This is a genomic window from Streptomyces sp. KR55 (genome assembly GCF_052245645.1).
Lineage (GTDB): Bacteria > Actinomycetota > Actinomycetes > Streptomycetales > Streptomycetaceae > Streptomyces > Streptomyces flavusporus.
Map to the genome: position 1 here is coordinate 22,372 of NZ_JBQQCE010000043.1, position 10,975 is coordinate 33,346.

9 protein-coding genes, 1 tRNA gene and 1 pseudogene are annotated in these 10,975 nt (G+C 68.8%); 3 read left to right on the top strand and 8 right to left on the bottom strand.

What is annotated here, in order from left to right; genetic code table 11:
* Positions 1-5 precede the first annotated feature (5 nt).
* The 6 genes from pth to ACTWQJ_RS09220 form a co-directional block, all read right to left on the bottom strand.
* Entirely contained in the window at positions 6-608 is a 603-nt protein-coding gene (gene pth, locus ACTWQJ_RS09195; RefSeq protein WP_443306126.1) for an aminoacyl-tRNA hydrolase, read from the bottom strand.
* 69 nt (positions 609-677) lie between these two features.
* Positions 678-1,286 (bottom strand): 50S ribosomal protein L25/general stress protein Ctc, encoded by a 609-nt coding sequence (locus tag ACTWQJ_RS09200; protein ID WP_443306127.1) that lies wholly within the window; start codon positions 1,284-1,286, stop codon positions 678-680.
* A 186-nt stretch (positions 1,287-1,472) separates the two neighbouring features.
* Positions 1,473-2,453 (bottom strand): ribose-phosphate diphosphokinase, encoded by a 981-nt coding sequence (locus tag ACTWQJ_RS09205; protein ID WP_443306128.1) that lies wholly within the window; start codon positions 2,451-2,453, stop codon positions 1,473-1,475.
* 134 nt (positions 2,454-2,587) lie between these two features.
* Positions 2,588-4,036, bottom strand: a complete 1,449-nt coding sequence (gene glmU, locus ACTWQJ_RS09210; protein WP_443306129.1) for a bifunctional UDP-N-acetylglucosamine diphosphorylase/glucosamine-1-phosphate N-acetyltransferase GlmU — start codon at positions 4,034-4,036, stop codon at positions 2,588-2,590.
* A gap of 127 nt (positions 4,037-4,163) precedes the next feature.
* Positions 4,164-4,236, bottom strand: a tRNA-Gln gene (locus ACTWQJ_RS09215).
* 14 nt (positions 4,237-4,250) lie between these two features.
* On the bottom strand, positions 4,251-5,111 hold the full coding sequence (locus tag ACTWQJ_RS09220; protein WP_443306130.1) for a hypothetical protein: 861 nt from the start codon (positions 5,109-5,111) through the stop codon (positions 4,251-4,253).
* A 166-nt stretch (positions 5,112-5,277) separates the two neighbouring features.
* On the opposite strand from ACTWQJ_RS09220, the gene ACTWQJ_RS09225 reads away from it, so the two are divergent.
* Positions 5,278-6,603 carry a sensor histidine kinase gene (locus ACTWQJ_RS09225; RefSeq protein ID WP_443306131.1) on the top strand — a complete coding sequence of 442 codons (1,326 nt, stop codon included), beginning with the start codon at positions 5,278-5,280 and terminating at the stop codon, positions 6,601-6,603.
* Between the two features lie 43 nt (positions 6,604-6,646).
* On the opposite strand, the gene ACTWQJ_RS09230 is transcribed toward ACTWQJ_RS09225, so the two are convergent.
* Positions 6,647-7,141 carry an SUKH-3 domain-containing protein gene (locus ACTWQJ_RS09230; RefSeq protein ID WP_385513516.1) on the bottom strand — a complete coding sequence of 165 codons (495 nt, stop codon included), beginning with the start codon at positions 7,139-7,141 and terminating at the stop codon, positions 6,647-6,649.
* Positions 7,142-7,178: 37 nt separating this feature from the next.
* Positions 7,179-7,694 (bottom strand): YwqJ-related putative deaminase, encoded by a 516-nt coding sequence (locus ACTWQJ_RS09235; RefSeq protein ID WP_443306132.1) that lies wholly within the window; start codon positions 7,692-7,694, stop codon positions 7,179-7,181.
* Positions 7,695-8,008: 314 nt separating this feature from the next.
* Between ACTWQJ_RS09235 and ACTWQJ_RS09240 the strand changes: the two genes are divergently transcribed.
* Both ACTWQJ_RS09240 and ACTWQJ_RS09245 read left to right on the top strand, forming a co-directional pair.
* A complete protein-coding gene (locus tag ACTWQJ_RS09240; protein ID WP_443306133.1) occupies positions 8,009-9,010 on the top strand; it encodes an SMI1/KNR4 family protein in 1,002 nt (333 codons plus the stop codon).
* A gap of 7 nt (positions 9,011-9,017) precedes the next feature.
* Positions 9,018-10,975, top strand: a pseudogene (locus ACTWQJ_RS09245) (SUKH-4 family immunity protein); the annotation flags it as partial.

The window sequence follows — 10,975 nt, forward strand, 5'->3', positions numbered from 1 at the left end:
GGCCGTCAGGAGTTGTACGTCCCCTGCGCCCGCTCCAACCCCTCGATCACCAGACACTCCACCGCATCCGCCGCCCGGTCCACGAAGTAGTCCAGCTCCTTACGCTCCGCGGACGAAAAATCCTTCAACACAAAATCCGCGACCTGCTGACGACCCGGCGGACGCCCGATCCCGAACCGCACCCGGTGATAGTCCGACCCCATCACCTTCGTCATCGACTTCAGACCGTTGTGCCCGTTGTCACCACCCCCCAGCTTCAACCGCAACGTCCCGTAATCGATGTCCAGCTCGTCATGCACCGCCACGACATTCGCCACCGGCACCTTGTAGAAATCACGCAGCGCATTCACCGGACCACCCGACAGGTTCATGTACGACATCGGCTTCGCCAGCACCACCCGACGGCTCCCCGGCCCCGGCGGACCGATCCGGCCCTCCACAACCTGCGCCTGCGCCTTCCCCGCCCGCTTGAACCTGCCCCCGATCCGCTCCGCCAGCAGATCAGCCACCATGAACCCCACGTTGTGCCGGTTCATGGCGTACTCCGGCCCGGGATTCCCCAGCCCCACGATCAGCCAGGGCACACCCGCATCGGTCGTCACGTTCATATCTCCTTGATACGCGCCAGCCGCTGCCCCCACAGGGAACAGCGGCTGACAAAACGAGAAAAGTGAGGATCAGACCTCGGCAGACGCCTCCGCGCCCTCACCCTCGACGGCCTCCGCACCCTCCGGAGCCTCCTCGGCCTGCGCGGCCAGCACCTGCAGAACAACCGCGTCCTCGTCGACGGCCAGCGTCACACCGTTCGGAAGGGTGATGTCCTTCGCGTGGATCGAGGCACCGGCCTGCAGACCCTCCACCGACACCGTGACGGCCTCGGGGATGTGGGTGGCCTCGGCCTCGACCGGCAGCGCGTTCAGCACGTGCTCCAGCAGGTTGCCGCCCGGAGCCAGCTCACCCTCGGTCTGCACCGGAATCTCGACGTTGACCTTCTCGCCACGCTTCACCAGCAGCAGGTCGACGTGCTCCAGGAAACCCTTCAGCGGGTCGCGCTGCACCGACTTCGGAATCGCCAGCTCGTTGCTCTTGCCGTCGATGTCCAGCGAAATCAGAACATTCGGCGTACGCAGCGCCAGCAGCAGGTCGTGACCCGGGAAGGTCAGGTGCAGCGGCTGCGAACCGTGGCCGTACAGCACACCGGGAACCTTGTTGTCACGGCGGATACGGCGGGCGGCACCCTTGCCGAACTCCTTGCGCGTTTCGACGCTGAGCTTAACCTCGGACATGATCACTCCTCGTAGAGGTCAGAAACGGACGGGGTCACCCGGCCACGAACGGCCTGCTACGAAGAGCGCGTCGATAACGGACCGCCGTACCCCGTCCCAGAACGGACCACGGCCTCCCTCGCCGAGCAACTGCAACAGAATACTCGCCGAGGAAGGCCGTAGTGAAATTGATCAGATGTGAGAGGTCTACTGCTCGTCGAACAGGCTCGTCACCGAACCGTCCTCGAACACCTCACGCACCGCACGCGCGATCGTCGGCGCGATCGACAGCACCGTGATCTTGTCCAGGTCCCCGCTCAACTCACCCGGCGTGGGCAGCGTGTTCGTGAACACGAACTCGCTCACCCGGGAGTTCTTCAGCCGATCCGCCGCCGGACCCGACAGCACACCGTGCGTCGCGGTCACGATCACGTCCTCCGCACCGTGCGCGAACAACGCGTCGGCCGCCGCGCAGATCGTGCCACCGGTGTCGATCATGTCGTCCACCAGCACACAGACCCGACCCCGGACCTCACCGACCACCTCGTGAACCGTCACCTGGTTCGCGACGTCCTTGTCACGCCGCTTGTGCACGATCGCCAACGGCGCGCCGAGACGGTCGCACCAGCGGTCGGCGACCCGCACGCGGCCGGCGTCCGGGGAAACCACCGTCAGCTTCTCCCGGTCCACCTTCGCGCCCACATAGTCCGCGAGCAGCGGCAGGGCGAACAGGTGGTCCACCGGACCGTCGAAAAAGCCCTGAATCTGATCCGTGTGCAGATCCACCGTCAGGATCCGGTCCGCACCCGCCGTCTTCATCAGGTCCGCGATCAGACGCGCCGAGATCGGTTCACGACCCCGGTGCTTCTTGTCCTGCCGCGCGTAACCGTAGAAGGGCACGATGACCGTGATGGAGCGGGCCGACGCACGCTTCAGCGCATCGATCATGATCAACTGCTCCATGATCCACTGATTGATCGGAGCCGTGTGGCTCTGGATCACGAAGCAGTCCGCACCACGCGCCGACTCCTGGTAACGGACATAGATCTCACCGTTGGCGAAGTCGAAGGCCTTCGTCGGGACAACCCCGACACCCAGCTGGTGGGCGACCTCCTCGGCAAGCTCGGGGTGGGCGCGGCCGGAGAAGAACATCAACTTCTTCTCGCCGGTCGTCTTGATCCCGGTCACAGCACTGTCTCCTCAGAGGTGTCTCAGCTGGGTGTTGACACGACGTCTCAACTGGACGAAAGGCGTCGTCTCAGCTGGTGGGGTGCGGGTGTGCACTTATCACGGTACGCCGTCCCAGACGCACCTGTTTCCGGTCAGCCCTCGCCTTCCGGCTTCCGGGACGCCGCCTCGGCCGCCTTCGCCGACGCACTCCCCGGACGCTTACGAGCCACCCAACCCTCGATATTCCGCTGCTGACCACGGGCCACAGCCAACGAACCGGGCGGCACATCCTTCGTGATCACGGACCCGGCAGCGGTATACGCACCATCCCCGACCGTGACAGGCGCCACAAACATGTTGTCCGATCCGGTCTTGCAGTGCGACCCGACGGTCGTGTGGTGCTTGCTCTCCCCGTCGTAGTTCACAAACACACTCGCAGCACCGATGTTCGTGTACTCACCGATCTTCGCGTCCCCGACGTACGAGAGATGCGGCACCTTCGAGCCCTCACCGATCGAGGCGTTCTTCGTCTCGACGTACGTACCGATCTTGCCCTTCGCGCCGAGACGGGTACCGGGACGGAGATAGGCATACGGCCCCACAGTCGCGTTCGGCCCCACCTGCGCACCGTCGGCCACGGTGTTGTCCACCCGGGCACCGGCATCGACACGCGTGTCCTTGAGCCGGCTGTTCGGCCCCACTTCCGCGCCCTCGCCCAGGTGCGTGGAACCCTGCAACTGGGTGCCCGGGTGGACGACCGCGTCCTGCTCGAAGGTGACAGTGACGTCGATCCAGGTGGTCGCGGGGTCGACGACGGTGACGCCGTCGAGCATGGCGCGGGTGAGGAGCCGGTCGTTGAGAATGCGACGCGCCTCGGCGAGCTGCACACGGTTGTTGATACCGGCGATCTCACGATGATCGCCGGCCACGGAGGCACCGACGCGGTGACCGGCCTCGCGGAGAATCCCGAGGACGTCGGTCAGGTACTCCTCGCCCTGGCTGTTGTCGGTACGGACCTTCCCGAGAGCGTCCGCGAGCAACTGCCCGTCGAAGGCGAAGACGCCGGAGTTGATCTCACGGATCGCCCGCTGGGCGTCGGTGGCGTCCTTGTGCTCGACGATCGCCGTCACGGCACCGGACACGTCATCCCGGACGATCCGTCCATAACCGGTCGCGTCCGGCACCTCGGCAGTCAGCACGGTGACGGCGTTCCCGTCCTGCTCATGAGTCGTGGCGAGCTGCTTGAGCGTCTCGCCGGTGAGCAGGGGAGTGTCACCGCAGACGACCACGACGGTCCCCTCGACGACGCCGCCCAGCTCCTCCAGGCCCATCCGGACGGCATGACCGGTGCCGTTCTGCTCCGCCTGGACAGCGGTGCGTACGTCCGGGGCGACCTTGGCGAGATGCTCGGTGACCTTCTCCCGGGCGTGCCCGACGACCACGACGAGGTTCTCCGGCGCCAACTCGCCGGCAGCGGCGAGCACATGGCCCACGAGACTGCGGCCGCAGATCTCGTGCAGGACCTTCGGTGTGGCCGATTTCATACGGGTGCCCTCACCCGCTGCGAGTACGACGACGGCTGCCGGGCGAATGGCGCTCACGGGATGCCCTTCGGCTGTGGAGGGGGTGGGGTGGACATCCGCAGGATACCGGGGTGTTTGGTGGGGGACATGGGAGCGGGCCCTGACTTGGCAGTCAGGGCCCGAACCGGGGTCTTGTGTGCTGCGGCTCCCCCGCAAGGATTCGAACCTTGTCCTGCTGGTACCAAAAACCAGTGTGCTGCCAGTTACACCACGGGGGACAGCGCTTCAGACCTTACCGGAGACGTGCCTGAGCCTCGGCCACGATTCCGTTCCACCAGCCCTCGATGCGGTTGTACAGGCCCGCGCTTCTTGCCACTCCGATGACGAGACAGCCGTGATAGTCCTTGCCGGTGTTCTTGCGGACGGTCTTCGGGTTGTGCTTCTTGAGCGTCGGCTTCGCGAAGACTGAGACGTCGACGTCGGCGATCTCTGCCCAGTAACGGTGCGCTTCGTCGACGTCTGCGGACTCGTGGATGAGTACGCGGAAGCGCAGGCGCTCCCGATCCACGTCCAGCAGGTCGAGCCAGGCCAGGTACACCTGGATCACGCCGGGATCGCTGTTGACGAAGATGGCGCGCTCGCGTCGGTCGTACGGCTTGCTCTTGGAGCCCTCGGCCCAGTACAGCGCGACCCCTGCCATGAACAGGTCGCGGTCCGCCAGCTCCCCGATCTCCTGGTGCGCTGCGAACTTGGTCCTCTTGCGTTCCTCGTCCTCTGCTGCGCGGCGCCTTGCCAACCCTTCCCGCATGAGGGCTCGCTGTTCTTCGGGCGTGTAGCGCGGCTCAGGCTTCGGCAGGTCCCGTACCCAGAGTGACACCGAACTCCTGAAGCACCCCAGTTCCGCCTCGATCTGGTCGTACGTCCACCCCTGAAGTCGCAGTTCCCGTGCCTTCGCTCGCAGATCGTCCTTCGCGTTCGGTCGCTTCGTCCACTCCGGCGGCGGTTCCCCCTTCACCAGCTGGTTGAGGATGTCGTTGTTGAAGACCTTCAGCTCGTCGCGGATCTGCCGAAGGCTGTAGCCCTCGCGTCGCAAGGCGACCGCCCGCTCCCGCAGCCCCTCGAAGTCCGCGTACTTGCCATGTGAATGTGCCATGTACATACCGTCCGGTCGGAATGCGTCGTTCCGGGGTCGAACGGGTGTGGTTCAGCAGTTCGAGGGATACCGGCCGGTTTCGCTGTTATTCGATTACGGAGTGTGGTGTGAGTCGGTCGTTGAAACTCGCCGGAAAAGCGCATGCCCCCGCCCGTAGGCTGGAGGCATGACCACGACGGGGGAAGAGGACAAAGGTGACATCAGGGTCTTGACCGGGCCCTGGTGGTGGGCCAGATGGCGTAGCGCGGTGCTCGACGGGTGCCTTGCGTTGGTGTCCGCGGTGGAGTGTGCGGCCGAGGGGATTCCGTTTGCGCGGGATGCGGGGATTCCGCTGGCTGTGGGTGTGGTGTTCGGCGCGGCGGCGGGTTCGACGCTGCTGTTGCGTCGGATGTGGCCGATTGTCGTCGTGCTGGTGTCGGTGGCGATTGCGCCGGCGCAGATGGGTTTTCTGCTGACGGTGGTCGGTCTGTACACGCTGGCGGCGTCGGAGCTGCCGCGCCGGATCATCGGGTCGTTGGCGGGGATGTCGCTGCTGGGGACGTTGGTGGTGACGTTCGTGCGGGCGCAGCGGGACATGACGAATGGCGAGTTGGATATGGGGGACTGGTTCGTCCCCTTTATCTCCATTACCGCGTCTGTTGGTGTGACTGCGCCGCCGTTGTTGCTGGGTCTGTATGTGGGTGCTCGGCGTCGGCTGATGGAGAGTCTTCGGGAGCGGGCGGACAGCCTTGAGCGGGAGCTTCAGTTGCTCGCGGAGCGGGCGGAGGAGCGGGCCGAGTGGGCGAGGAACGAGGAGCGGACTCGGATCGCGCGGGAGATGCATGACGTCGTCGCGCATCGGGTGAGTCTGATGGTGGTGCATGCGGCGGCGCTTCAGGCGGTGGCTCGGAAGGATCCCGAGAAGGCGGTGAAGAATGCGGCGCTGGTGGGGGACATGGGGCGGCAGGCGTTGACCGAGTTGCGGGAGATGCTGGGGGTGCTGCGCAGTGGGGATGGTGCGGGGGTGGCGCGGGAGCGTGCGGAGGCGGTGCCGTTGGCGGCGGTGAGGGTTGCGGCGGCTGCGGCGGCTTCGCGTGCGGCGGATGAGGAGGGCGGTTCCGCGGACGGGCCGTGTCTGTCGGAGCTGGATGAGTTGATCGGGCAGTCGGCTGCTGCGGGGATGGTGGTCGATCTGTCGGTGGAGGGGGAGGTGCGGTCGTATGCGCCGGAGGTGGAGCGGACCGCGTATCGCGTGGTGCAGGAGGCGTTGACGAACGTGCACAAGCATGCGGCGGGCGCGAAGACGTATGTGCGGTTGGCGCATCGGGCGTCGGAGATCGCGATGCAGGTGGAGAACGAGCCGCCGTCGGAGGTGTCGTCGGCGCGGTTGCCGTCCGGGGGGAACGGGCTGGTGGGGATGAAGGAGCGGGTTTCGGCGTTGGGTGGGGTGTTTGTGTCGGGGCCGACGGATGCGGGGGGTTTTCGGGTGTCGGCGGTGATTCCGGCGTCGTAGGCCTGTCGGGGGTCTGTCGTAGGCCTGTCGTGGGCCGTGGGTGTCAGCCTGCGGTGAGGCGTACGGGTTCTGTGCCGGAGATGAGGCCGGTGAGGGCCTGGTCGATGGTGGGGCCCAGGTACCAGTCACCGGTGTGGTCGAGGGCGTAGATGCGGCCTTCGGTGTCGATGGCGAGGATGGTCTGGGTGTCGGGTTCGGCACCGAGGGGGCTGACGTCGGTGTCGAGGGCGCGGCCGAGGTCGGCGAGGGTGCGGGCCATGTGGAGGCCGTGCAGGGGGTCGAGGTGGAGGGTTGCGGGGGCGATCTGGCGGCCGGGTCCGGTGGGGGTGATGTGGAGGCTGCCGAATTCGGCCCAGGCTTCGACGGCGGCGGGGAAGACGGCGTGGCGGTGGCCGGCGGGTGAGGTGTGTTCGCGGAGGGTGTCGGCCCAGATTTCGGCTTGTTTGATGTCCCAGCGTCCGGGTTGCCAGCCGGCGGCGCGCAGGGCGGCGTCGACGGGTACGGCGAAGCGTGTGGTGGAGGTGCGGTCGGCGTGCATCTGCCCTCTATCTATCTTGCGTTTGTTCGGGGTGGGGTCAGGCGTCGGTCGCGGTGGGGTCGATGATGCGGACGCCGAAGTGGGCGCTGAGGGCGGTGCAGGCGCGGCAGGGGGTGGCGAAGCTGCCGTGGAGGGGGTCGCCGTCTTCGCGGATGCGGCGGGCGGTGAGTTTGGCCTGTTTGAGGGCTTTGCGGGCTTCGCCGTTGGTCATGGGTCTGCGGGCGGCGCGTTTGCTGCGGGCGGCGTCGGCGTTGGCGATGTGCCGGGAGATGAGGATGGTTTCGGCACAGCGGCCGGTGAAGCGGTCGCGTTGGGCGCTGGTGAGGGTGTCGAGGAAGTCCTGTACGAGTGGGTGGAGGGTGGGGGGCTGGTCGCCGCGGGCGGCGGTGCCGGTGAGGGTGGCGCCGCGGACGGAGAGGGCGGCGGCGACGGTGGGGAGTATGCCGTCGCGGCGGTGGCGGAGGGTGGGTGCCTGGTGGGTTTCGGTGGCGCTCCAGCCGATGCGGGGGTCGCCGGATGTGCTGGTGTGTGGTCCCGTTTGCGTCGTGTTCATGATCGTATTTCCCCTCCCGTGCATCCCCCCGGCGGACACAGAGTGCCAAATGCCGTGGCTGGTGCGGAAGCTGGGGCGCTGCGACACGCCCGTGTTCGGGCTGGCTGTCACGGGAGGGTGACGGCTGGTCACGGTGGGCGGAGGGTGGGTTTCCGGTGCTGTGACCGGCGCCGGTGACCGGTTTCGTCGTACCGCATAGGCTGTCGGCACCGCGATGCGCGCGGTCAACGCGTTGGAGAGACAGTCGATACGGGGCGTAGTGGGCCTTAGGGGTTGCTACGGGTCGTACCAGAGTGCCGCAGGGGGCTACCGCCATGACGACAGGTCGGCTCGGGCAGCAAGCCGCGCCGCCGAACGCGGCCTATGCCGGGCAGGTCGTGCATTTCCCGGATCCGGTTCGGGCGGCCCGTCATCCGAGAGGGGTGCGGGTGGATGAGCACGGTTACCCGGACTTCTCGCCCTATGCGCGTGCGGCGGCGGAGATTGCGGAGCCGCCGGAGGGTTTCGGCGTGGACGAGTTGCGGTTGACGGACTACGTGTCGGCGAACGCGGCGCTTGCGGCTTCGGGGCATGAGTTGTGGGACACGGTGCCGTCGGTGGCGACGCCGCACGGCTGGACGTGGCATCACGTGGTGGGGTCGCGGCGGCTTGAGCTGGTGCCGGTCGAGGTGAAGGCGTTGCTGCGGCATCACGGCGGTATCGCGACGGCGGCGGTGGACCAGAACAAGCGGGGGACGCGGCCGTTGCAGGAGACGCGGCCTGCGCATTTCGGGTTGCCGAAGTCGGGCGTGGCGGTGAGTGAGTCGCAGGTGCTGGGGGTCGAGGAGGACCTGGGGTATCGGCTGCCGGGCGCGTACCGGTCGTTTTTGAAGGCGGCGGGTGGGTGTGCGCCGGTGGGGACGGCGCTGGATGCGGAGTTGGGGCTGCTGATCGATCAGCCGTTCTTCACGGTGCGGGACGAGGCGGCGGTCAATGACCTTGTGTATGTGAACAAGTGTCTGCGCGACCATCTGACCAAGGACTATCTGGGTGTTGGCTTTGTGCAGGGCGGGTTGCTGGCCGTGAAGGTGAAGGGTGACCGGATCGGGTCGGTGTGGTTCTGCGCGTACGACGATGCGCGGGATGTGGATCCTGCGTTGCCGCCGGCGGAGCGGGTGGAGCGGTTGTTGTTGCCGTGCGGTGAGGATTTCGACGCGTTCTTGGCGCGGTTGGCGGGTTCTCCACCGGAGTTGGAGACCGTGGCGAATCTGATGGTGGACGGTGGGTTCGCGCATGTGGTGCCCGTCTCTTCGGCCGTGACTGCCGTGGGGGAGTGAGCTGGCGATGGTGACGTTCGCGCAGGCGCAGGAGCGCGCGGAAGAGTGGATCAACGGGGATGTGCCGTCGTACCAGCATCGTGAGGTGCGGGTGCGGGAGTTCGGGCTCGGGTTCGTGGTGTGGGCCGAGGACCGTGCGGACGGGCCGCGTTCGGACGGGGGTGCGCAGCGGCTGGTGATCGCGCGGGACAGCGGTGAGGCGACGCTGTGGCCGTCGCTGCCGGTGGGTGAGGTGATCCGCCGGTACGAGGAGGAGTACGGGGGGCGTGCGGACGCGGCCGCGGATGCGGCGCCGGCTGCTGCGGCTCGGGTGGATCTGAATCAGACGTCGTTCTTGCTGAGTCCGCCGGAGTGGTTGCAGGAGGCGGCGGACAAGTTGGGGATTCCGGAGCGGCGGGCTGGTGCTGGTGCCGGTGCGGCTGCGGGTGCCGGTTCCGTTGATGGTTCCGGTTCGGGTGCTGGTTCCGGTGCTGGTTCTGGGCCCGGCGCCGGTGGGGCCGGCGCGGCTGGTAGTGGTACGGCGTGGCCGGCGGCCGGCGCCGGTAGTGACAGTGAGGCGGGCGCGGGGGCGCGTGCCGAGGCGGCCGGGGTGCCGGGTGCGCCTGCGGGGGCGACTCCGTGGGCCGGGACGGACACCAACGCGGATGCGGGTGAGGACCGTTCCGTGCCGTTGCCGGAGACGGTTTTCGCGCCGCCGTTGAGTGACGCGGACATCGACGAGACGCCGCCCGCGGCGGCGCCGGACGCGAAGACGGCGCTGATGTCGGGCGGCAGCCAGCTTCCGCCGACGGCGGTCGCACCGGCCCTCGACGATGCGCAGGTGCCGGGCGCGCAGGGTTCGCAGGGGGCGGGTGCGCCGGTCGGCGTCCCGCAGGGCAGCACGCCGCCGCCGGGGCCGGGTGCGTCGACTTACGGGTATCCGCAGGGGTCGGGTGCGGGGGCTGTTCCGGGTACGCCGCCTCCGACGCCGGGAGCGGGTACGCCGGCGCCGGGTGGTGCACCGGCGTACGGCTATCCGCAGGCGCCGGGCGCGCCCCAGCCGCCGGCCGCTCCGGGTGGGCCGGCCGGGCAGCCGCTCGCGCCGAGCGCCGGGGACATCGCCGATGCCGCGACGAGCAAGGCGGCGCCTCCGCCACGCCGTGCGCGGGGCGGCGGCGTGACTCCTCCGCCTCCGCCGGGGGCGCCCGGTATTCCGGGCGCGCGGCCTGGGAGCACGCCTCCGCCGCCGGGTACGCCGGGAGCCCCGGGTGGGCCCGGTGCGCCGGCGGGTGGGTATGTGCCGACGCAGCTCGTGTCGGCGATCGGGCCCGACGGTCCTGAGGTGCCTGGCGGTCCGGGTGCGCCGCAGCCGCCGGGTACCCCGACTCCTCCGGGTGCCCAGACTCCGCCCGGGGCTCCGGGTGCGCCGGGCGGTACGCCTCCTGGTGGTGTCCACCACGCCGCCACGGTGCTGGCCAATCCCGCCCAGATGGGCCCGGGTGGAGGCGCGCCGCAGCCTCCGGGCGCCCCTGGTGCGCCGGGCGCGCCGCAGCCGCCCGGCGTCCCGGGCGCGCCGCAGCCTCCCGGCACCCCGGGTACACCGCAGCCCCCCGGCGTGCAGGGCTCCGCAGGCGGCGCGCGAGGTGCCGTGCACCACGCGGAGACCGTGCTGGCCGCACCCCCGGTCGGCGGCCCCGGTGCACCTCCCGTGGGCGGCCCCGGTGTACCTCCGCCGCCAACCCCCGGCGCCCCTGGCGTTCCGGGCGCCCCCGGCATGCCCGCCGGCGCCCCGCACCCGATGCCCCCGGCACCGGGTGCGGTCCCGCCCCCCGGTCAGCCCATGCCCGGCGCGCCTGGTCACCCCGCACCTGGCCAGCCCATGCCCGGTCAGCAGCCGCCGGCGTACGGCTACCCGCAGCCGGGCGGTCAGCCGACCGTGGGTCCCGGTTATCAGGCCGTGCGCGCGGTAGCGCAGCACGGCCTGAT